This is a genomic window from Lysobacter sp. CC-YZS074, from assembly GCF_056739745.1.
The window spans coordinates 880,522-900,432 of sequence record NZ_CP200301.1 but is presented as its reverse complement, the minus strand read 5'-3'; the positions used below and the strand labels follow the sequence as shown (position 1 = coordinate 900,432).

Annotated in this window: 19 protein-coding genes and 2 pseudogenes; 10 read left to right on the top strand and 11 right to left on the bottom strand. The window is 70.8% G+C overall.

Going from position 1 to position 19,911, the window contains the following annotated elements:
* Positions 1-50: 50 nt before the first annotated feature.
* The 3 genes from U8331_RS03885 (at position 51) to ppk2 (ending at position 3,075) form a co-directional block, all read left to right on the top strand.
* Complete coding sequence (locus tag U8331_RS03885) at positions 51-503, top strand: N-acetyltransferase family protein (RefSeq protein WP_481132316.1); 453 nt, start codon at positions 51-53, stop codon at positions 501-503.
* Positions 503-2,188, top strand: coding sequence for an O-linked N-acetylglucosamine transferase, SPINDLY family protein (locus U8331_RS03880; protein WP_481132315.1), 1,686 nt, complete (start codon positions 503-505; stop codon positions 2,186-2,188). Before U8331_RS03885 ends, U8331_RS03880 begins: the two co-directional genes overlap by 1 nt.
* Positions 2,189-2,295: 107 nt before the next feature.
* Positions 2,296-3,075 carry a polyphosphate kinase 2 gene (gene ppk2 / locus U8331_RS03875; protein ID WP_481132314.1) on the top strand — a complete coding sequence of 260 codons (780 nt, stop codon included), beginning with the start codon at positions 2,296-2,298 and terminating at the stop codon, positions 3,073-3,075.
* A 56-nt stretch (positions 3,076-3,131) separates the two neighbouring features.
* Here the strand turns inward: ppk2 and U8331_RS03870 are convergent, their stop codons facing one another.
* From U8331_RS03870 to U8331_RS03860, 3 genes are read right to left on the bottom strand one after another with little or no spacing between them, the layout of a single operon-like run.
* Positions 3,132-3,401, bottom strand: a complete 270-nt coding sequence (locus tag U8331_RS03870) for an acylphosphatase (RefSeq protein WP_481132313.1) — start codon at positions 3,399-3,401, stop codon at positions 3,132-3,134.
* Positions 3,398-4,015 (bottom strand): TlpA family protein disulfide reductase, encoded by a 618-nt coding sequence (locus U8331_RS03865; RefSeq protein ID WP_481132312.1) that lies wholly within the window; start codon positions 4,013-4,015, stop codon positions 3,398-3,400. Before U8331_RS03865 ends, U8331_RS03870 begins: the two co-directional genes overlap by 4 nt.
* A gap of 3 nt (positions 4,016-4,018) precedes the next feature.
* Positions 4,019-5,284: a YihY family inner membrane protein gene (locus tag U8331_RS03860; protein ID WP_481132311.1), complete on the bottom strand. Its 1,266-nt coding sequence runs from the start codon at positions 5,282-5,284 to the stop codon at positions 4,019-4,021.
* A gap of 136 nt (positions 5,285-5,420) precedes the next feature.
* On the opposite strand from U8331_RS03860, the gene wrbA reads away from it, so the two are divergent.
* From wrbA to U8331_RS03845, 3 genes are read left to right on the top strand one after another with little or no spacing between them, the layout of a single operon-like run.
* Complete coding sequence (gene wrbA / locus U8331_RS03855) at positions 5,421-6,011, top strand: NAD(P)H:quinone oxidoreductase (RefSeq protein WP_481132310.1); 591 nt, start codon at positions 5,421-5,423, stop codon at positions 6,009-6,011.
* On the top strand, positions 6,008-6,355 hold the full coding sequence (locus tag U8331_RS03850) for a DUF2069 domain-containing protein (RefSeq protein ID WP_481132309.1): 348 nt from the start codon (positions 6,008-6,010) through the stop codon (positions 6,353-6,355). The genes wrbA and U8331_RS03850 overlap by 4 nt, the downstream gene beginning before the upstream one ends.
* A 44-nt stretch (positions 6,356-6,399) precedes the next feature.
* On the top strand, positions 6,400-6,885 hold the full coding sequence (locus tag U8331_RS03845; RefSeq protein WP_481132308.1) for an asparaginase domain-containing protein: 486 nt from the start codon (positions 6,400-6,402) through the stop codon (positions 6,883-6,885).
* Between the two features lie 79 nt (positions 6,886-6,964).
* On the opposite strand, the gene U8331_RS03840 is transcribed toward U8331_RS03845, so the two are convergent.
* The 4 genes and pseudogenes from U8331_RS03840 to sufT all read right to left on the bottom strand — a co-directional run bounded on the left by U8331_RS03840 (position 6,965) and on the right by sufT (position 12,142).
* The gene (locus tag U8331_RS03840) at positions 6,965-8,959 is read right to left on the bottom strand and encodes a M20/M25/M40 family metallo-hydrolase (RefSeq protein ID WP_481132307.1); all 1,995 of its coding nucleotides are present in this window, start codon (positions 8,957-8,959) and stop codon (positions 6,965-6,967) included.
* Positions 8,960-9,111: 152 nt separating this feature from the next.
* Positions 9,112-9,291: pseudogene (locus U8331_RS03835) on the bottom strand (proprotein convertase P-domain-containing protein); the annotation flags it as partial.
* A gap of 192 nt (positions 9,292-9,483) precedes the next feature.
* A pseudogene (locus U8331_RS03830) lies at positions 9,484-11,217 on the bottom strand (S8 family peptidase); the annotation flags it as partial.
* A 367-nt stretch (positions 11,218-11,584) separates the two neighbouring features.
* Positions 11,585-12,142, bottom strand: coding sequence for a putative Fe-S cluster assembly protein SufT (gene sufT, locus U8331_RS03825; RefSeq protein WP_481132306.1), 558 nt, complete (start codon positions 12,140-12,142; stop codon positions 11,585-11,587).
* Between the two features lie 119 nt (positions 12,143-12,261).
* Between sufT and U8331_RS03820 the strand changes: the two genes are divergently transcribed.
* Entirely contained in the window at positions 12,262-12,687 is a 426-nt protein-coding gene (locus tag U8331_RS03820; RefSeq protein ID WP_481132305.1) for a hypothetical protein, read from the top strand.
* Positions 12,688-12,696: 9 nt separating this feature from the next.
* Here the strand turns inward: U8331_RS03820 and U8331_RS03815 are convergent, their stop codons facing one another.
* Both U8331_RS03815 and U8331_RS03810 read right to left on the bottom strand, forming a co-directional pair.
* A complete protein-coding gene (locus U8331_RS03815) occupies positions 12,697-14,112 on the bottom strand; it encodes an NAD(P)(+) transhydrogenase (Re/Si-specific) subunit beta (RefSeq protein ID WP_481132304.1) in 1,416 nt (471 codons plus the stop codon).
* Positions 14,109-14,492 carry an NAD(P) transhydrogenase subunit alpha part 2 gene (locus tag U8331_RS03810; protein ID WP_481132303.1) on the bottom strand — a complete coding sequence of 128 codons (384 nt, stop codon included), beginning with the start codon at positions 14,490-14,492 and terminating at the stop codon, positions 14,109-14,111. Before U8331_RS03810 ends, U8331_RS03815 begins: the two co-directional genes overlap by 4 nt.
* 247 nt (positions 14,493-14,739) lie before the next feature.
* Between U8331_RS03810 and U8331_RS03805 the strand changes: the two genes are divergently transcribed.
* From U8331_RS03805 to U8331_RS03795, 3 genes are read left to right on the top strand one after another with little or no spacing between them, the layout of a single operon-like run.
* Complete coding sequence (locus U8331_RS03805) at positions 14,740-15,264, top strand: RNA polymerase sigma factor (protein ID WP_481132302.1); 525 nt, start codon at positions 14,740-14,742, stop codon at positions 15,262-15,264.
* The gene (locus tag U8331_RS03800) at positions 15,261-15,677 is read left to right on the top strand and encodes a hypothetical protein (protein ID WP_481132301.1); all 417 of its coding nucleotides are present in this window, start codon (positions 15,261-15,263) and stop codon (positions 15,675-15,677) included. The genes U8331_RS03805 and U8331_RS03800 overlap by 4 nt, the downstream gene beginning before the upstream one ends.
* Positions 15,678-15,703: 26 nt before the next feature.
* Positions 15,704-16,141, top strand: a complete 438-nt coding sequence (locus U8331_RS03795) for a DUF3106 domain-containing protein (protein ID WP_481132883.1) — start codon at positions 15,704-15,706, stop codon at positions 16,139-16,141.
* Between the two features lie 120 nt (positions 16,142-16,261).
* Here U8331_RS03795 and U8331_RS03790 read toward each other — a convergent pair whose 3' ends face one another.
* Positions 16,262-17,365 (bottom strand): NAD(P) transhydrogenase subunit alpha, encoded by a 1,104-nt coding sequence (locus tag U8331_RS03790; protein WP_481132882.1) that lies wholly within the window; start codon positions 17,363-17,365, stop codon positions 16,262-16,264.
* A gap of 85 nt (positions 17,366-17,450) precedes the next feature.
* Positions 17,451-19,772 (bottom strand): DUF1631 family protein, encoded by a 2,322-nt coding sequence (locus tag U8331_RS03785; RefSeq protein WP_481132300.1) that lies wholly within the window; start codon positions 19,770-19,772, stop codon positions 17,451-17,453.
* Between the last annotated feature and the right edge of the window lie 139 nt (positions 19,773-19,911).

Sequence of the window (19,911 nt, the reverse complement as noted above, 5' to 3'; positions counted from 1 at the left end):
GAGCGAGGCGGCGCACTGCACGGAAGCGACGCCATCCGTAAGCTTGCCGCATGGACACCCGCATCCGTCGCGCCACTGTCGCCGACCTCGACGCCGTCGCTCCGCTGTTCGACGCCTACCGCCGGTTCTACGGCCAACCCGGCGCCCCCGGGCGCGCACGCGAATTCCTCGCCGCACGGCTGCACGCCGGCGAATCGGTCGTGCTGCTGGCCGAGCACGGGCGTGCCGCCGTCGGCTTCACCCAGTTGTTCCCGATGTTCTCCTCGGTGCGCACCGCGCGCATCTGGGTGCTGAACGACCTGTACGTGGACGCCCCGGCGAGAAGGGGCGGTGTCGCCCATGCCCTGCTGGAGGCGGCGGCCCGGTTCGCCCGCGACGACGGCGCCGCCCGCATCGTGCTGGAGACCTCGGTCGACAACCACGCCGCCCGCGCGCTCTACCGCGCCGCGGGCTGGCACGAGGAAACCAGCCAGTGGTACGCGCTGCCGCTGGCCGACCACTGATGCAGCCGGTCGATCCCCGCGGCCGCGCGCGTGACGCGGTGCGCCGCGAGCCGCACAACCCGATCGCGTGGATCGTGCTCGGAGACGCCGAGATCGAAGCCGGTGATGCGGTGGCCGGCGAAGCCGCGTGCCGGCGTGCGCTCGCCCTCGCCCCCGGGCATCCGGAAGCGCTGGCGCGGCTCGGGCGCGCGCAGTGGATGCGTGGCCAGCGCAGCGAGGCGGTGGCCAGCCTGCGCGCCGCCGCGGCCAATGCTCCGGACCATCCCGGCATCGCGGTGTGGCTTGGCCACGTACTCGAGGACCACGGCGAGGCCGAGGCAGCCGCCGAGGCCTACGCCCGCGCCCACGCGCTGGCGCCGCAGGAGCCGCAATTGGCCGCCTACCTGCTGGCCTGGCGTCGCCGGTTGTGTGACTGGCGCGATCTGGATGCGCTGTCGACGCAGGTCCGCGACGCCGTCCGCCGCAACCAGGCCGCGGTGGAGCCGTTCGCCTTCCTCAGCGAGGACAGCAGCGCCGCCGAGCAACTGCAGTGCGCGCGCCTGCGTGCGGCCCAGGTCGCCCGCGCGGTGCGGCCGTTGCCGCCCGCCGCGCCCATGACCGCGGACCGGCCGGTCCGCGCCGGCTTCCTATCCAACGGCTTCGGTTCGCATCCCACCGGCCTGCTGACCGTCGCCCTGTTCGAAGCCCTGCACCGCGAAGACGCGCTCGACGTCCACCTGTTCGCGCTCAACCGCGACGACGGCAGCCCGATCCGGCGCCGGCTGCAAGCGGCCGCGCGCATGCACGACGTGTCTGGCCGGAGCCACGCCAGGGTCGCCACCGCCATCCGGGACGCCGGCATCGACGTGCTGTTCGACCTGCGTGGCTGGGGCGGCGGTGGCGTGCCGGAAGTGCTCGCCATGCGTCCGGCGCCGGTCCAGGTCAACTGGCTCGCGTATCCGGGCACGTCCGGCGCGCCCTGGATCGACTGGGTGCTGGCCGACCACTTCGTGCTGCCGGACACGCTTGCGCCGCATTTCAGCGAGCGGGTGGTGCGCTTGCCGCGTTGTTTCCAGCCCTCCGACACCTCGCGTGCCCTGCCGCCTCCACCCTCCCGCGACGACTGCGGATTGCCGGAGGACGGCGTGGTGTTCTGCTGCTTCAACAACAGCTACAAGCTCAACCCGCGCAGCATGGCGCGTGCGCTGGCGGTGCTGCGCCAGGTACCCGGCAGCGTGCTGTGGCTGCTGTCGGGCCCCGGCGAGGCCGACGCCCGGTTGCGCGGCTTCGCCCAATCGCAGGGCGTGGAACCGCAGCGGCTGGTGTTCATGCGCAAGCAGCCGCACGCCGCTTACCTGGCCCGCCTGCAGCACGCCGACCTGTTCCTCGACACCCATCCGTACAACGCCCACACCACCGCTTCGGACGCGCTGTGGGCGGGCTGTCCGGTACTGACCTGTCCGGGCGACACCTTCGCCTCACGCGTGGCCGGCAGCCTCAACCACCACCTCGGCATGGAGGCGATGAACGTCGGCGACGACGAGGCGTTCGTCGCCCGCGCGGTCGAACTCGGACGCGACCGGCAGGCACTGGCATCGCTCCGTGCCGGGCTCGACCGGAATCGACGCGAGAGCGGGCTGTTCGACATGACCGGCTTCGCGCGGGATTTCGTCACCGCGGTGCGGACGATGGTGGGCGGCCGCTGAGCGGCGGCTTCCGCTCCGGCCTGCGGGCGGCCTTCGACGCCCGGCATCACGTCGCACGCAACATCGCTTTCCTACGCTGAGGCCATTGCGGTCACGGACGGGGAACGATGGGCAAGCTCAAGCGGAAGCCATACGAGCGGCTGCTCGAACCGATGCAGCTGGAGCTGGTGGCGATGGCACGCTGGCTGCGTGATACCGGGCAGCGCATCGTCGTGCTGTTCGAAGGTCGCGACACCGCCGGCAAGGGCGGCGCGATCGACGCCATCCGCGAGCGCATCAACCCGCGCCAGTGCCGGGTGGTGGCGCTGCCACGGCCGACCGACCGCGAGGCGACGCAGTGGTACTTCCAGCGTTACGTGCAGCACCTGCCGGCCGCCGGCGAGATCGTCCTGTTCGACCGCAGCTGGTACAACCGCGCGGGGGTCGAACAGGTCATGGGGTTTACCGACGACGGGCAGGTGCGGGCATTCCTCGCCCATGCGCCGGTGTTCGAGCAGCTGCTCGTCGACGAGGGCATCCTGCTGTTCAAGTACTGGCTGTGTTGCGACCAGGCGCGGCAGGAGGAGCGCTTCGCCGAACGCTGCGAGGATCCGCTCAAGCGCTGGAAGCTTTCGCCGATCGACCTGGAAGCGCGCGGGCGTTACGACGACTACACCCGCGCCCGCGACGCCATGCTCAAGGCCACCCATACCGGCCACGCGCCGTGGACGCTGGTGGACTTCAACGACCAGAAGCGCGGGCGCCTGACCCTGATACGCGACCTGCTCGACCGCCTGCCCGACACCACGCTGCCCGAGCCCGAGTGCGAACTGCCGCCGCTGCCGGAAGAGCCGCGCAAGGAGCGCTACCGCGCGATCGAGCCGGTTCCCGACTTCGGGATCGAGTGACCCGGCGACAGGGCAGTCGATTCCCGGCTGGCTTTTGCGGCGGGCGAGCCGACGCCTCAGCCGATCTCGAAGCGTTCGCCCGCCTCGTCCGCGGAGGCGTCCAGCCGTTCCAGCTCGTCGACCCGCGCCGCCGGCGGTCCCTGCCGCAGCCACGCCGCCAGCCGGTCGATGGCCGTCGGATCGCCGGCGGCCAGCACGTCGACCCGTCCGTCGGCGCGGTTGCGGGCGTACCCGCGCAGCCCGAGCGCCTCGGCCTGCTCGCGGGTGCAGGCACGGAAGAACACCCCCTGCACCTTGCCTCCGACCACGAAGCGCGCCGCGCTCACGTCGGTTCCCCGGCGCCCTCGTCCGCCTGCGGTCCACCCGCGGCGGCAATGGCGGCTTCGATGTCGGCGGCCGTGACCGGACCCACCACCCGGTGGGCGACGGTGCCGTCCGGCGCGATCAGCCAGGTCATCGGCAGGCCGCGGGGGGTGTCGAAGTCGGCCGGCGGGTCGTAGGTGTCGACGATCGCGACCGGGTACACCACAGGGTGCTCGACCAGGAAGGCGCGCATGGCGTCGGGCTCGATCTCCTCGTAGGCCAGGCCGATCACCTCGATGTGCTCGTGCATCGCGTCCAGCGCGGAAAGCTCCGGCATCTCCTTCAGGCACGGCGCGCACCAGGTCGCCCAGAAGTTGACGACGACCCACCGGCCGCGGCGCTCGGCGAGGTCATAGGTTTCGCCGTCGAGCGTGGTGACCCGCAGCGCCGGACGCCCGCCTTCCCGTCCGGCGGCAGCGTCCGGGGCGGTGTCGACCCCCGTCGGATCCGGCCGCGCCGTTGCCTCACCCGGCGTGCTGGCCGACACCGGCGCGCCGGCGTCGGTCGCGGGAGTGCGGTCGGCCTGGCAGGCCGCCAGCATCACGGCCGCGAAAACCGCGGCGACAGGACTGCGCATGGATCATTTCTCCTTGGCGTGGATGGTCGACACGCGCCGCTTGAGCAGCGCGCGCAGGGGCACGCGCAGCTCGTCGAGCGCCTCGACCGCGGACTGGCCGAGGTCGTCGTCGCGGCAAGGCAGGTGCGCCTCGGCGATGGGGATGCGCAGCTGGCAGGCCTCGTACAGCTCGGCCATGCTGAGGGTGTCGAGGTCGCGCGCCAGCAGCCACTCGCCGCCTTCGGCGCGGCGCACCACGTTGATGTCGCCCAGCTCGGCCAGCATTTCCTGCACCAGCGTATCGGTCAGCAGGGGTTCCAGCCGCTGGATATCGTCGCTGTGCAGGCCCTCGCCACGCTGGCGCGCCTCGTTGAAGCGGGCCAGCAGGCGCAGCAGGCCGTACATCTCGTAGCCCTCCGGCAGCCGCATCGAGGCCGGCTGGTAGCGGAACGCCGACACCGACGAGGCCAGCGACGCGCCCAGCAGCACCGCGACCCAGCTCAGGAAGATCCACAACAGGAAGATCGGCACGAACGCGAGGGTGCCGTAGATCTTCGAGTAGTTGCCGAACGTACCCAGGTACAACCCGATGCCGCCCTTGACCAGCTCGAACAGCACGGTCGCCAGCAGCGCCCCGGCGATGGCGTGGCGCCACTGCACGGTGCGGTGCGGCACCACCTTGTAGATCGTCGCGAACGCGAACACCTCCAGCGCCATCGGAGCCAGCCGCAGCAGGAAGTTCTCCAGCAGGTGGCCGGCCTCGGTGTCGAACACCGACAGCGCGAAGAACCTGGCCGACAGCGCCAGGCTCGCCGCGGCGAGCAGCGCGCCGAGCGTGAGCACCGTCCAGTACACCAGGAAGCGGCCGAACTTCGGCCGGTGCAACCGGATCCGCCAGATCCGGTTGAACGCCGCCTCCACCCCGTTGAGGGTGATCAGCAGCGACACCACCAGCGCCGCGATGCCGGCGGTGGTGAGCTGGCCGGCATTGGTGGAGAACTGCAGCAGGTAGTCCTCGACCGAGCGCGCGGCGCTGGGCACGAAGTTCGAGAAGATGTAATCGCTGAGCCGCTCGCTCCATTCGGCGAACACCGGGAACGCCGACAGCACGCCGAACACCACCATCGACAGCGGCACCAGCGCGAAGACCGTGGTGAACGACAGCGCGCCGGCCGACTGGAACAGGTTGTCCTCGATGAAGCGCCGGCCGAGGAAGCGCAGGAAGGCGACCGACCGCGCGCGGTCGCGCATGCGGTCACTCCAGCGGTTGAACGAATCCAGCGGCTCCATCGGCCGGAGGTTACCCGATGGCGATAGACGCCGGCGTGTCGCGCGGCGTCCCCGGCGAAGCCGCGCGGACAGTGACGATCGCGACTCCCGCGCCGACCTACCCTATCCTTGCGGCTTTCCCCGCGAAGCGATGGCGATGCCCGAAATCCTGGTCCTGTACTACAGCCGCGGCGGATCGGTCGCACGACTGGCCCGCCAGGTGGCACGCGGGGTCGCCGAAGTCGAAGGCATGTCGGCGCGCCTGCGCACCGTGCCGCCGGTCGCCGAAATCACCCGCACCGCGGCACCGCCGGTGCCCGAGGACGGCGCGCCCTACGTGGAGCCCCGCGACCTCGACGAATGCGCGGGCCTGCTGCTGGGCAGCCCGACGCGCTTCGGCAACATGGCCGCGCCGCTCAAGCACTGGCTCGACGGCCTCGGTGCGCAGTGGGCCAGCGGAACACTGGTCGGCAAGCCGGCCGGGGTGTTCACCTCGACCGCGACCCTGCATGGCGGCCAGGAGTCGACCCTGCTGACGATGATGGTGCCGCTGCTGCACCACGGCTGCCTGCTGACTGGCATTCCCTACACCGAGCCGCTGCTGAGCAGCACCCGCACCGGTGGCACGCCCTATGGCGCCAGCCACGTCGCCGGCGGCAGCGACGATCCGCAGCCCAGCGACGAGGAGGCCCACCTTGCGCGTGCGCTCGGCCGCCGGGTCGCGGACATCGCGGCGAGGCTGGCATGAGCGCGCCGTTGCCGCTCTCCAAGCGGATACTCGTCGCCGCGCTGCTGGCGCTGGTCGTGCTGTACGGATTCTGGTTCGCCCGGCAGCCCGACGCGTGGGTGGCATTGCCGGTGTTCGCGCTGCCACCGCTGCTGCTGGCGCTGGGAGTGATGCTGCGCCGGCGCACGGCCGGGTTCTGGTCGGCGGTGTTCGCGCTGGCGTGGTTCTGCCATGGCGTGCTGGTGGCGTGGATCCGGCCGGAGGAGCGCGCACTGGCATGGATCGAGCTGGTGGTGGCGGTGGTGGTGGTGGTCGCCGCGAGCATGGCGGGACTGCGCGCGCGCTTCTCGAGGAAGCGCGGCTGACGGCGACCGTATAATTCGCGGTCTCCCCTGCCCTGCGACACGCCATGGACCAGCTCTGCATCGTCACCACCGGCGGCACGATCGACAAGATCTACTTCGACGACAAGTCGGACTTCCAGATCGGCGAGCCGCAGATCGGCCGCATCCTCGATGAGCTGGGCGTGGCGTTCCGCTACAGCGTGATTCCGATCCTGCGCAAGGACTCGCTGCACATCGGCGACGCCGACCGCGAGCTGGTCCGCGCCACGATCGCCGCGCAGGACGCGCGCCACGTGCTGGTCACCCACGGCACCGACTCGATGGTCGCCACCGCGAAGGTGCTGGCGACCATCCCCGGCAAGACCATCGTGCTGACCGGCGCACTCAACCCGGCGCGCTTCCGCGGTTCAGACGCGGAGTTCAACATCGGCACCGCCGTCGGCGCGGTGCAGTCACTGCCGGCGGGCGTCTATATCGCGATGAACGGCCGCATCTGGGACCCGGCGCGGGTCCGCAAGAATGTCGAGGCCAACCGCTTCGAGGCGCTCTGAGCGCCGGCCAGGGACACGGATAAAAGAAGCCCCGGCGCAGGGCCGGGGCGAGAGAGACAGCAACGACGCGTGCGTCCGCTCAGAACGTCAGGCGCCAGCCGTTGATGTAGCCCGAGTCGTAGTTGTAGTTGTCGTTGACCCGCAGCTTCCAGGTGCCGTTGAGCATTTCGCTGGAAAGGTCCAGTTCGTAGTCGCCGATCAGGTCGTCGGCACTGCCGCCACCGCGGTTGTGCAGGTTGTAGAGACTGCCGTCGGGCGCGACCAGGTCCACCCGCAGGTCGCCGCGGTAGCTGTGGCGGATGTCGACCGACACCAGCGCGTCCGACGGCGCACTGCCGCTGCGGCCGCTGACGCTGATCAGGCTCTCGACCGTGGCCTTGTCGCGGATGGTGACATCGTCGGCATTTTCGTAGACCTGCACGTCGTCACCGCCGCCTCCAAGGTCGTAGTCGCCAACCATGCTGACCGACGCGAAGCTGGAGTACGCCTTGACCCTGACGTGCCAGGTACCGGCGGCAGGCGTGGCGAAGCTGCAGCTCTCGTTGTTGCCGCTGCGGTAGGGCCGGCAATCGTAGGCACTGTCGGTTGGCGCGCTGCCGTGTCGGACGTACAGGTCGGCGTCGCCGCTGCCGCCGGATGTGGTGAACACGAGGTTGCCCGCGCCCGCCGGCACCTGCAGGGTGTACTCGATGTCCTCGCCGGCGGCTGCCGCCAGCCCGGTCACGGGCACGCCCTTGTCCAGCACATTGTCGGCCGGCGGTTCACCGCCACCGTCCCCGGCGGTCTTGGCCAGTTCGCCGAGGAAGGCCAGCCCGAGCTTGGCCAGCGGCACGCTCCCCTCGGCGGTGCCGCCCATGTTGGCGAGGGTGTCGTAGGCGGTGTGGATGTCGTTGTTGAAGCTGGCCTCGAACATCATCGCCGACGGGTAGCCGGCGCTGGTCCACGACGCGTGGTCGGAGCAGCCGTAGCCGCAGGTGTAGCTGCCGCGGGTCAGCCCGAGCGGGGCGAGGTACTCGTCGAAGATGTCGCGCAGGAACTGCTTGAGGTCGTTGTTGCTGTAGTCGCTGATCAACTGCATGTCGACGCTGGCGCCGGTGGTGTAGTTGGTCATGTCCAGCTGCAGCACGCCAACCACGTCAAGCCCCTGCTGCTGGAAGGATTGTGCGATCGCACGCGAGCCGCGCAAGCCGACCTCTTCGGCGGCGTAGCCCATGAACTTCACCGTGCGGCGGGGCTGCCAGCCGTCCGCCAGGGCCACCCGGATGACCTCGGTCAGCGTCGCGATGCCCGATGCGTCATCGTCGGCGCCGGGCGCATCCATCGCCTCGCCGCTGCCGGCGTTGGAAATGGAGTCGAGGTGGCCACCCAGCACGACGATCTCGTCGGGCAGTTCGCTGCCCTCGATCGTGAGGATCACCGACGGCTGGCCGCCGCAATCGGTGCAGTCGAACAGCTCCGTGCTGGCGTCGTCGCGCCCCGCGGCGAGATCCGCCCAGGTATCGCGGATCCACTCGGCGGCCTGGTGCCCGGAGCTGCTCGCGTAGTAGCGATTGGGGTAGCTGTTGGACAGGTGGTCGATGGTGCCGCGGATGTTGGCCTCGGCCACCTGCGGCAGCCACGGGCCGACCGTGGCCTGATTGTCGACGCTGTAGTCGGCGAAGGTGGTGGTGACGGCCTGCGCGCTGCGCTCACCGGCAAGGAACCGTTCGGCCTCGGCACGGGTGGCGAATGCGAAGTAGCCGCCGCAGCGGTGCTCCTGGTCGTGGATCTGGCGGCTGATGTCGGGCAACTGGTGCGCGAGCACGCGCGACACCACGAGGTTGGCACCGGTGCTGTCGCTCTCGGTGCTGGGCTCGCGCGCGATCCGCTGCAGCCCGCGCTGGTAGCTGTCGAGCGAGCTGACGATGTAGACCGGCGCGTGCGGATCCTGCGTGAGGACCTCGGCAAGGCGGCCGCCCACGTGCGCGTGGCCGGATTCGATGCGGGCATTGCCGGGTCCGGCCGGTTGCGCGGAGGCGGCAACGGGCAGGACGAGGGCGGTCGCCATGGCGACGGCCAGAACGGGGCGCTTCATCGGACACTCCTTGTGATGGACCGCGGGCGCATCGCGCGCGGCAAGCGGGAAAGCGAAGGCGGGCACTGCCCGGCCGGACCTCCCCTGTGCGATCCGGAGTGCGTGGCCCCGGCAGCGTGCCGGGGCCACGTGTTACTCGTGCAGCCGTTCGGTCAGAACGTGATGCTCCAGCTGTTGATGTAGCCGGTGTCGCCGGTGTAGGCGTCGTTCACCCGCAGCTTCCAGGTGCCGTTGAGCGCCTCGCTCGACAGGTTGAGCGTGGCGTAGCCGATGATGTTGTCGGCGCTGCCGCCGGAGCGGTTGTGCAGGTTGTAGGTGCTGCCGTCCGGCGCCACCAGGTCGACCTTCAGGTCGCCCTTGTAGCTGTGGCGGATGTCGACGTCCACCCGGGTGCTCGCACCGGCGTTGCCGCTGCGGCCGGAGACCGAGATCGGGCTCTCCACCGTGGCGCGGTCGACGATGCTGTAGTCGCCGCTGTTGGTGTAGGTCTGCGGCGAGCCGCCACCGCCACCGCCACCGGCGGTGTAGTTGGCCACCAGGCTGACGTTGCTGAAGCTGGAATACGCCTTGATCCGGACGTAGTAGGTACCGGTGGCCGGGGCGGCGAAGGTACACGTCTCGCTGTTGCCCGAACGGTAGGGGCGGCAGTCGTACGCGCTGTCGGTCGGAGCGCTGCCGCGGCGGACGTAGAGGTCGCCGTCACCGCTGCCGCCCGACATGGTGAAGGCCAGGTTGCTCGCGCCCGACGGCACTTCGAAGGTGTAGAGCACCTCACCGCCGGAGCTGGCCGACAGGCCCGTTACCGGCACGCCCTTCTGCAGGGCGCCGCCATCCGGATCACCCGGGTCGCCCGGGTCACCCGGATCTCCACCACCGGCGGCCTGCACCGCCGCCAGCGCGTCGACGATGCCGTCGCCGATGTCACGGTCGGTGCTGCCGGGGAACGAGCGCAGCGTGCTCTTGAGGATGCTCTCGACCTGTGCCGGGCTCAGCGAGCCACCGGCTGCCGACTGCATCAGCGCGACCACGCCGGCGACGTGCGGCGACGCCATCGAGGTGCCCGACATCAGGCTGTAGCCCTCGGACGACGGGCCGGACGTGCCCGTGTTGACGGTCGAGGCGATGTCGCTGCCCGGCGCGGCCACGTCGATCATCGAGCCGTAGTTGGAAAAGCTCGAGCGCGTGCCGTTGCGGGTCGTCGACGCCACCGAGATGACGTTGTTGCAGTTGCCGGGGTTGTAGCCGCTCACGTTGGCGTTGTCGTTGCCGGCGGCGACCACCACGGTGGTACCCCGGTTGACCGCGCTGTTGATCGCGTTCTGGTAGGTCGACGAACACGAACCGGCGCCGCCCAGGCTCATGTTGATGACTTCGGCGGGGTTCGGGTTGGCCGGCACGCCGCTGACGCTGCCGCCGGAGGCCCACACCATGCCGTCGGCGATGTCCGACAGGTAACCACCGCCACGACCGAGCACGCGCACCGGCACGACCTTGGCGCCGTAGGCGACGCCGGCCACGCCGGAGTTGTTGTTGGTGACCGCGGCGATGGTGCCGGTCACGTGGGTGCCGTGCCAGCTGGAATCGTAGCCGCCGTAGTAGTCGCCGGGGTCGCTCGGGTTGTTGTCGCGGCCGTTGCCGTCACCGGCGACGGTGCTGTCGCTGATGAAGTCGTAGCCGGGCAGGATGTTGGCGTTGAGGTCGCTGTGGCTGGTGATGCCGGTGTCGAGCACCGCCACCACCACGCCGGCACCATTGGTGACGTTCCAGGCATCGTCGGCGTTGATGCCGCCGGTGGCCTCGAAGTAGTGCCACTGGTTGCTGCTGTAGTAGGTGTCGTTCGGCGTCAGGGTGGGATGCATGCGCTGGTCGACCTCGACGTACTCGACGTTCGGGTCGGCGGCCAGCTGGCGCATCAGCTGCTCGGCTTCGCGCCGGTCCAGCTTGCGGGCGGTGCGGACGACTTCCGCGCCGGTGGCGATGCGGCGCACCTGCTGCAGTCCCAGCGCCTTGCCGTGCAGAGTCGCGCTGGCCGCGCTGGCCAGTGAACGCTTCAGGGCCGCGGAATTGGTCGCCTGCGCGGTGCCTTCCTTGTACTTGACGATGAAGCGGTCGTGCGAGTCGGCCGACTGCAGGCCCGACAGGTTGACCTCCGCCCCGGCGGCGCTGGCCGGTGATGCGAGTACCGAAGCGGAGAGGACGGCGGCGGTGGCCGCGGCGAGGGCGTGGGTGCGGAACCCGCGCAGAGAGCGATTGGACATCGTGAAACCCCGAAAAGTAACGCCGCGAGTGCGGCAAACAGTTCGTCTGGTTCCTCGCACTGGAAGCCGCCGGAGGCAGTCCCTTGCACGGGCCGGACGATGCGAAATCGGCTGCCGTTGCTGAATGCAGCCGAAATGCAACCTAGAGCCGGGAACTTCGGGGGGACAAGCACGGTAGACGTGCCGTCACGCGACGCCTGCAAAGGTGAACAGGGAGAACGAGGCTAAGTCTTTGAAGAAGTGCGCTTTTTTCCCGACGCCGATCCTGTCGGCAGCGGCGTCCGTGTTTCATTTATGTTGCATCGCGCCAAGGAAATGCGCAAAAACGGCAAATGTTGCCGCTTAAGGTCACCTTCCGGGGCGCGAATCAGAGCATGCCGGTTTCCAGGCGCGCGGCTTCGGACATCATGTGCCGGCCCCACGGCGGGTCGAACACCAGCTCGACGTCGGCCTCCGCCACGGTCGGGATCATCTCGAGCTTGTCGCGCACGTCCGACACCAGCACGTCGCCCATGCCGCAGCCCGGCGCGGTCAGGGTCATGTTGACCGCGACGCGGCGTTCGCCGGGCCGCTCGGGGTGCGGCTCCACCCGTGCCTCGTAGACCAGGCCCAGGTCGACCACGTTGATCGGGATCTCCGGGTCGAAACAGGTGCGCAACTGTTTCCACACCAGCTGTTCGACCGCCTCGTCGTCGGCACCCTCCGGCAGTTCCAGCGGTTCGGCGGGCTCCTTGCCGATCGCGTCCGCGTCCTTGCCGGCGATCCGGAACAGGTTGCCCTCGACGAACACGGTGTAGCTGCCGCCCAGCGCCTGGGTGATGTAGCCGACGCTGCCCGCGGGTAGGCTGACGGCGTCGCCCTGCGGCACGAGGACGGCGGCGCAGTCGCGCTCGAAACGGACGGGTTCGCTGCTGCGTGAATACATGGAGATGGTGGCTGGAACGAAGTAGGACCATTCTAGTCCAAATTCCCCCGTTCACGCCGGCCCGCTATGCTGCCCGGCCGTTTTACCCGCCGTGACGCACGCATGAGCCGTTGTCCGTGATGCCGCCATCCCAACGCAACGTCCCCGCGCGGGGCGTGCCGTGGATCGCGTGGCTGCTGCTCGCCCTGGGCGTCGCAGCGTTCGTGGTGGCCTGGGTGGCCCTCGGCTTTTCCACGGGGCGCCAGAACAGCTGGATGGCCGTGCTTGCCGCGCTGGACGTGGCGCTGATGTTGCGGCTGGGCGGATGGCGACCCGGCCGCGGCCGCATGCTGGCGGCGATGGGGGGAACCGCCGCGGTCATCGTGATGGCGAACTGGGGCCAGATCGCCGCGCAGCTCGGGCGGATGCTCGGCTACGCGCCGTGGGAATCGGCGGTGCGGCTGGGCCCCCACCACGCGTGGACCCTGGCGCAACTGGCCAATGGCCCTTGGGACCTGCTCTGGTGGGCGGTGGCGCTGCTGGCCGCGGCGCTGGTGGCGCGCTGAGGGCGGGGTTCAGTGGCCGCTGTCGAGCGCCTTCAGCTCGGCGACCAGCGCACCCGCCATCTCGGCACCGTCGCCGTACAGCATCCGCGCGTTGTCGGCGTAGAACAGCGCGTTCTCGATGCCCGCGAAGCCGGTGCCGCGGCCGCGCTTGATCACCACCACGTTCCTGGCCTCGACCACGTCGAGGATCGGCATGCCGTAGATCGGCGACGCCGGGTCGGTCCGGGCCACCGGGTTGACCACGTCGTTGGCGCCGATCACCAGCGCGACGTCGGTCTGGGGGAACTCCGGGTTGATGTCGTCCATGTCGGCGATCAGGTCGTAGGGCACGCCGGCCTCGGCGAGCAGCACGTTCATGTGGCCGGGCATGCGGCCCGCGACCGGGTGGATCGCGAACTTCACCTTGACCCCGCGCTCGATCAGCTTCTGGCTGAGCTCCCAGATCTTGTGCTGGGCCTGCGCCACGGCCATGCCGTAGCCGGGCACGACCACGACCCTTTCCGCGTACGCCATCATCGCGGCGACGTCGCCGGCCTCGATCGGCTTCTGGCTGCCGGCGATCTCCTGCGCCTGCCCGCCGCCACCGAAATTGGAGAACAGCACCCCGCGGATCGGCCGGTTCATCGCCCTGGCCATCAGCCGGGTCAGCAGCATGCCGGCGGCGCCGACCATGGTGCCGGCGATCACCAGCGCCTGGTTGCCGAGCACATAGCCTTCGAACGCCACCGCCAATCCGGTCAGCGCGTTGTACAGCGAGATCACCACCGGCATGTCGGCGCCGCCGATCGGCAGCGTCATCAGCACGCCCAGCGCCAGCGCCAGCACGAAGAACGCGATGATCACCGGCACCCCGAGCGTCGCCACCGCCCAGCCACCGGCCACCACCATCGCCACGAACACCAGCGCGTTGAACACCTGCTGCCCGGGGAACACCACCCGCCGGTCGAGCCGCCCGTCGAGCTTGGCCCAGGCGATCACCGAGCCCGACAGCGACACCGCGCCGATCGCCGCGCCAAGCACCGCCAGCACCAGCGTCGTCGTCGACGGGGCCGCGTCGGCCTGCGCCAGCGCGCCCGCGCCCGCCGCCAGCGCCGAGAACCTCAACAGCTCGACCGCGCCGATCGCCGCCGCCGAGCCGCCGCCCATGCCGTTGTAGAGCGCGACCATCTGCGGCATGTCGGTGATCGCGACCCGGCGCCCCGACACCCACGCCGCGCCGGCGCCGATCACCAGCGCGGCGAGGATCAGGCCGAGGTTGTCGAGCCCGAGCAGGAAGGTCGCCGCGGTCGCCAGCAGCATGCCGACGCCGGCCCAGCGGATACCGCTACGCGCGGTCCGCGGCGACGCCATGCGTTGCAGGCCGAGCAGGAACAGGGTCGCGGCGACCAGGTAGCTCGCCGCCGCAAGCACCCCGGCGCCGGTCACCGGCCGTCTCCGTGCTTGCCGGCCGCGTGCTTGCCGGCCGCGGCGCCGCCCGCCGGCGTGTCGCCCCCGCCCGCCGCGCCGGGCTTCCGGCTGGGCTTGAACATCTCCAGCATCCGCTCGGTGACCACGTAGCCGCCGGCCGCGTTGCCGGCCCCGAGCACCACCGCGACGAAGCCGATCGCCTTCTCCAGGGTGGTGTCGGCGTGCCCCAGCACGACCATCGCGCCGACCAGCACGATCCCGTGGATGAAGTTCGAACCCGACATCAGCGGCGTGTGCAGGATTACCGGCACCCGCGAAATGATCACGTGGCCCGCGATCGCGGCCAGCATGAAGATGTAGAGCATCGTGAAAGCCTGCGCCACGGAACCGTCGCCCATTGCCCTTCCCCCATGCCGTCGGCATGCGATGTCGAACGCATCATAACCACCGCCGCTCCGGCCGCGCAGCGACGCGGCGCCTGTCAACCGGCCGCACCCGCAGGCGTTCCCCTCCCAGCAGCATGGAGCTGTGACGACGACGGCACCGTGCCGCCAGCCGGATATGCTCGACCACGTGAGTGCCGATGCCGACGATGTGCCCGCCGTGTCCCTGCCCGAACCGCCCCCCGCGGAGCGGCAGGGCGGGATGCCACCACGCGGATACGCTTCGCTCGACGAGTTCCTGGCCGGCATCGGGCCGCGGGCGTACCGCTTCGCCGAACTGGGGCTGCGCCACCGCGAGGACGCGCTGGATGCGGTGCAGGACGCCATGGTGAAGATGCTGAACTACCAGCAGCGGCCGGCCGGGGAATGGACGCCGCTGTTCTGGAGCATCCTGCGCAGCCGGATCGTCGACGTCCAGCGGCGCCGGACCTTCCGGCTGCGCTGGATGGCTCCCGCCCCGGAGCGCGACGACGGCGGCATGCCGGACTGGGCCGACGACGCCCCGGACCCGTCGCGGGCGCACGACGGCCGGGAAGGCTACGCAAGGCTGTCCGAGGCCCTCGCCGGATTGCCGCGTCGGCAGCGCGAGGCCTTCAGCCTGCGCGTGCTGGAAGAGCTCGACGTGGCCACCACCGCGCAGGCGATGGGCTGCAGCGAAGGCTCGGTAAAGACACACCTGTCGCGCGCACGCGAGGCGCTGCAGCGACAACTGGAGGATTGGCGATGACCACGAACCATTCACGCGACGATGCCTTCGACCGGGCGATGCGCGCGCAGTACGCATCGGCGCTCGACCACGTGTCCCCGCCGGTGCGCCGCCGGCTGCTCGAGGCCCGGCTGGCGGCCCGGGCGCCGGCGCCGCGTGCAGGCTGGCTGCTCGGCGGCGGGGTGGTGACGGCGGCGGTGGCGGTCATCGCGGTCGCGATCGCCCTGCAGTCGTCCCCGCCGGCGCGGACGCCGGTCGAGGCGGTCGCTGCCACGACGCCCGCGGCCGACCCGCTGGAAGGCGCCAGCCGTCGCGTGCAGGTCGACAGCGAGGTGGACGAGATGCTCGCCGCGCTCGAGGAAGATCCCGGCCTGTACCTGTGGCTGGCCGCCAACGACGACACCCTGCCGCCCCCCGCGGAGCTCCGCCCATGAACTTTCGCTTCGTGACCACCTCCTCCGTGGCCCGCATCTCCCGCCGCTGTCTGGTGCTGTGCACGCTCGTGCTGCTGGCAGTGCCCGCGTTCGCGGCCGCTTCGCAGGCGCTGCCGGCGTGGGAGCGGTTGAGTCCCGAACAGCGCGAGCAGCTGATCGCTCCGGTGCGCGACCGCTGGAATGCCGACCCCGCTCAGCGTGCCCGCCTGCTGGAGCACGCCCGCCGCTGGCAGGCCATGCCGCCCGAGCAGCGTGCCCGCGCTCACCAGGGCGTGCGGCGCTGGAAGCACATGTCGCCCGAACAGCGCGAGCAGGCCCGTGCGCTGTACTCCCGCATGCGGGGCCTGGACGAAGCCGGCCGGCGCGCCCTGAAGGAGCGCTGGCGGGCCATGACCCCGGCGCAGCAGAAGGCATGGGTGGAGGCCAACCCGGCCCCGGAGCATCCCCGCGACTGCGATGAATGAAGCGGGCGACGGCCCATGCAGGAGCGGCTTCAGCCGCGATCGTGGAACCGGCACGGGCGACCAATTATCCGATCGCGGCTGAAGCCGCCCCTGCAAACCCGCTGCCGGGTTGGGCCGGCATCACCGCTGGGCCGTCGGCGGCCCCGGCCACACCGTCTTCGCCAGCAGCTCGTCGTTCCAGTCGAACACCAGCGCACCGTCGCTGACGAACAGGCTGACGAAATTGAACACGTTGCGCGCGTACATCTCGCTCGCGTGCACCGCCCCGCTGCTGGCAAGGTCCAGCGGGCCGGCGACGGTCACCCCGCCGACGTCGACGGTCGCGCCGGGCACGGTCGACTCGCAGTTGCCGCCGCTTTCCGCGGCCAGGTCGACGATGACGCTGCCGGGCTTCATTCCGGCGACCATGGCGGCACTGACGATCCGCGGCGCGGGGCGCCCCGGCACCGCCGCGGTGGTCACCACCACGTCGAGTCCGCGCAGGTGCTCGCCGAGGCGACGCTGCTGCTCGGCGCGCTCGGCGTCGGTGAGCTGGCGGGCATAACCGCCCTCACCGGCGGCGCTGACGCCCAGGTCCAGGAAACGGCCGCCCAGCGACTCGATCTGCTCGCGTGTCTCGGGCCGGACATCGAAGCCTTCCACCTGCGCGCCGAGGCGGCGCGCGGTGGCGATGGCCTGCAGCCCGGCGACACCCGCGCCGACCACCAGCACTTTCGAGGGCCGGATCGTGCCGGCCGCCGTGGTCAGCATCGGGAAGAACCGGGGGGCGAGCCCGGCGGCGATCAGCATCGCCTTGTACCCGGCCATGCCGGCCTGTGAACTCAGCACGTCCATCGCCTGCGCACGGGTGGTGCGCGGCAGCCGTTCCAGCGGGAACGCGACCAGGCCGCGATCCCGGATCGCCTCGGCCCGTTCGGCGACGGTTTCGGGCGCGAGCAGCCCGACCAGTACCACGCCCTCCTTCAGGCGCTGCAACTGCGCGGCCGGCGGCGGCTGCACGCACAGCACCAGACCGGCGTCCTCCAGCGCGGTGCCGGCAGAGGCCACCACCTCGGCGCCCGCCTGCGCGTACGCGTCGTCGGTGAAACCGGCCCGCAGACCGGCGCCCTGCTCGATCCGGACCCGGGCGCCGGCGGCGGTGAGCTTCTTCGCGGTTTCGGGCGTCAGCGCGACCCGACGCTCGCCGGGCGCGGCTTCGCGCGGCACGCCGATCGTGATGGCCATGGTTGCTGCCGCCATGCGCACGCTCCCTGACGAAGTCGGGGCATCGTAGCCAATGGCCCGTCGCGGTGCGACGGGCGGGGAAGGATCAGTCCTGGCCGACGGCGTGGTCGAGCTGCTGGCGCACGTGGCGCATGGCCTGCTCGAACGGAGTGGGCTCCACCCCGAGCTGCAGCCGGCCGGCGGCGTGCAGGCTGGCCAGTTCCTCGGCCGAGGCGACCAGTACCCGCAGGCCGCGACGGTTCACCAGCAGGCGTCGCGCGGTCAGCGGGCTGACCCAGGCGACCTTGGCGTCGATCGCCTCGCCCTGCAGGTCGCTCAGCTGCAGCCAGTCGCCGGGCTGGAGCTGGCGCATGCGTTCAGCCATGGCGGGGTCGAAGCGCAAGGTGTCGGTGCCGCCGGCGATCCAGAGACCCTTCTCGCCGGCATCCTCGTCCGCCTCGGCCGCGGGCGGCTGATGCAGGTCGCGCGGCGCATTCGGGTAGATCAGGCCGCGGACCAGCACCGCCAGCCCATGCTCGGCCGCGCTCTGGTCAAGGCCGGAGCTGCCCAGGCAGGCAATGATCGCCGGCTGCAGGGCGAGCAGGCGGGCGGCGAGGTCACGGCCACGCCCGTCCGCGGCGATCCGGTCGGCATCGACCAGCGCATCGCCGAGCTTGATCGCCTCGCGGTAGCGGTCGCTGTCCGCGCTTTCGCGCAGCAGCGTCTGCACCAGGTGGTGGCGCCAGGACGTCGACAGGAAGTCGGCCACCGCGTCGCTCAGCGGCGGGGCAGCCAGGCGGCGCGCGAGCACGGCGTCTGCCTGTTCACGCGCATGGTTCAGCCGCTCGCGGCCGAACGTGGCCTTGGCGGCGCGTTCGGCCTGCAGCTCGATCCGGCGGCGCTGCTGCTGCAGCAGGGCGTCGAGTTCGGCATGGGCGACCTCGAAGATCGCCAGGTCCTCGTTGTATTCGGCCACCACGCGCTGCGACGCGGCGGCGGCGCGGTCGAGCAGTTCGCGCTCCTGCGGCGTTTCGCCCTTGTTGCCGGCGCAGGCTTCGGTGATCGCGTCCAGCAGGCGCCGGGCGGGATGGTTGGTCTCGACGAACACGCCCTGGTCGGTCAGCGCCACCTTCACGAACGGCAGCACCAGGCGCGCATACAGGCGCCGCGCGCGCTCCTGCAGGTGGTGGCTCTGGAACAGCGAGTCGAACAGCAACGCGACCAGGTCGATCGCATCCTCTTCCTCGCTGCTGAAACGGATCTGCTCGGGGTTGAGGCCGAGCCGCCGCGAACCGTCGTTGATCTGGTCGCGGATCGCGCTGGCCAGGCGGCCGGAACCGGCAAGCGCGCGGGCGAAGACATCCGACGGCTCGCCCTGGAGCAGCGATGCCACGTTGAGGACTTCCTCGGTGCGCAGTTCGCGCCGCGGCGGGGCCGGCTGCGCGGCCTGGCCGGCGCCGGACACGGTGGCGGCGCTGAAGCGGCCTTCGCGCCAGGCCTGCAGCATCTGCCGCAGCTCGCCCAGTTCGCCGAGGTCACCCAGCGCGCCGTCCCCGGAGGCGGCGCCGCCACCCGCCGGGGCCGTCGCCCGGGACGGCGTCGCCGGTTGCGGGCGCGACGGCTGCATGGCGGGCCGCAGGCCGGCGGGCTCTGCGGGCCCGGCCGGGGCCATTCCGCCGTCGAACGCGCCTGCGCTGGAATCGCCGTGGTCGGGATGGGACATCCCCAGGTCGGGTTCGGCCTGCGCCGGTGCCGGCGGCTTCGGCCGCGCCAGCGCTTCGGGCACGCCGTAGCCGCTGCGCGCCAGCAACGTGTTGACGCTGGCATAGAGGTGGCCAAGCGCCTTGTCGAGCGCCTGCCCGTAGTGCTCGAACAGCACCGTCCGCAACGCGGCGGGCACCTGCTCGTCGGTGTAGGTTTCGACGAACGCGCCGGCGAGCCGCGTCGGGCTGATCGGGTTCGGGGTCGGCGGCAGCCCCAGCACGGCGGCCACGACCTGCAGCCGCGCGCCCATCTGTTCCAGCGCCGGCTTGAAGCGGTTGTCGAGCGACTCGGCGAGGTTCTGCCCGGCGAGGTGGAAATCGATCTGGCTCTCGTCGATCAGCCCGAGCGGCAGGTCGCCACGGTTGCGGATGCGCAGCGCGCGGAAATCGTCGAAGCCGCGTCCCACGTGCTGGCGATAGCGCATGACGTGGGTGGCGTGATGCTGGCGAAGCACCCACAATGCCGCCTGGTTCTGGTACAGCAGCTGCGGGGCATCGCGACCGTCGTCACCGTGGACGGAGGTCTTCAGCGTCTCCTCGACCGCCTCGTACAGGCTGCCCGGCAGACCTCCGAGCTGCTCGAGCGCGAGGCGTTTGATTTCCTCGAGCACGCGCATCGGATCGGTACGCGAGGCACGATCTGTTCCGAGCGGATGAGTGGACACGGTGGCTCCCCCAGACAAAGCTGACGTGGTGGGTCGGACGCAACACGGAGCATAGTGGCAATATGCGTCACCGCTCCGGCCCGATTAACAAGCTGTGATAGATGTCACCCATTGATTCAGGACTGTCCGACGAACGGGC

Bases quoted from the DNA above. Each gene is read 5' to 3' on its own strand.
- U8331_RS03885 (WP_481132316.1), top strand. From the start codon at position 51: ATGGACACCCGCATCCGTCGCGCCACTGTCGCCGACCTCGACGCCGTC.
- U8331_RS03880 (WP_481132315.1), top strand. From the start codon at position 503: ATGCAGCCGGTCGATCCCCGCGGCCGCGCGCGTGACGCGGTGCGCCGC.
- ppk2 (WP_481132314.1), top strand. From the start codon at position 2,296: ATGGGCAAGCTCAAGCGGAAGCCATACGAGCGGCTGCTCGAACCGATG.
- U8331_RS03865 (WP_481132312.1), bottom strand. From the start codon at position 4,015: ATGCGCAGTCCTGTCGCCGCGGTTTTCGCGGCCGTGATGCTGGCGGCC.
- U8331_RS03860 (WP_481132311.1), bottom strand. From the start codon at position 5,284: ATGGAGCCGCTGGATTCGTTCAACCGCTGGAGTGACCGCATGCGCGAC.
- wrbA (WP_481132310.1), top strand. From the start codon at position 5,421: ATGCCCGAAATCCTGGTCCTGTACTACAGCCGCGGCGGATCGGTCGCA.
- U8331_RS03850 (WP_481132309.1), top strand. From the start codon at position 6,008: ATGAGCGCGCCGTTGCCGCTCTCCAAGCGGATACTCGTCGCCGCGCTG.
- U8331_RS03845 (WP_481132308.1), top strand. From the start codon at position 6,400: ATGGACCAGCTCTGCATCGTCACCACCGGCGGCACGATCGACAAGATC.
- U8331_RS03840 (WP_481132307.1), bottom strand. From the start codon at position 8,959: ATGAAGCGCCCCGTTCTGGCCGTCGCCATGGCGACCGCCCTCGTCCTG.
- sufT (WP_481132306.1), bottom strand. From the start codon at position 12,142: ATGTATTCACGCAGCAGCGAACCCGTCCGTTTCGAGCGCGACTGCGCC.
- U8331_RS03820 (WP_481132305.1), top strand. From the start codon at position 12,262: ATGCCGCCATCCCAACGCAACGTCCCCGCGCGGGGCGTGCCGTGGATC.
- U8331_RS03810 (WP_481132303.1), bottom strand. From the start codon at position 14,492: ATGGGCGACGGTTCCGTGGCGCAGGCTTTCACGATGCTCTACATCTTC.
- U8331_RS03805 (WP_481132302.1), top strand. From the start codon at position 14,740: ATGCCACCACGCGGATACGCTTCGCTCGACGAGTTCCTGGCCGGCATC.
- U8331_RS03800 (WP_481132301.1), top strand. From the start codon at position 15,261: ATGACCACGAACCATTCACGCGACGATGCCTTCGACCGGGCGATGCGC.
- U8331_RS03790 (WP_481132882.1), bottom strand. From the start codon at position 17,365: ATGGCCATCACGATCGGCGTGCCGCGCGAAGCCGCGCCCGGCGAGCGT.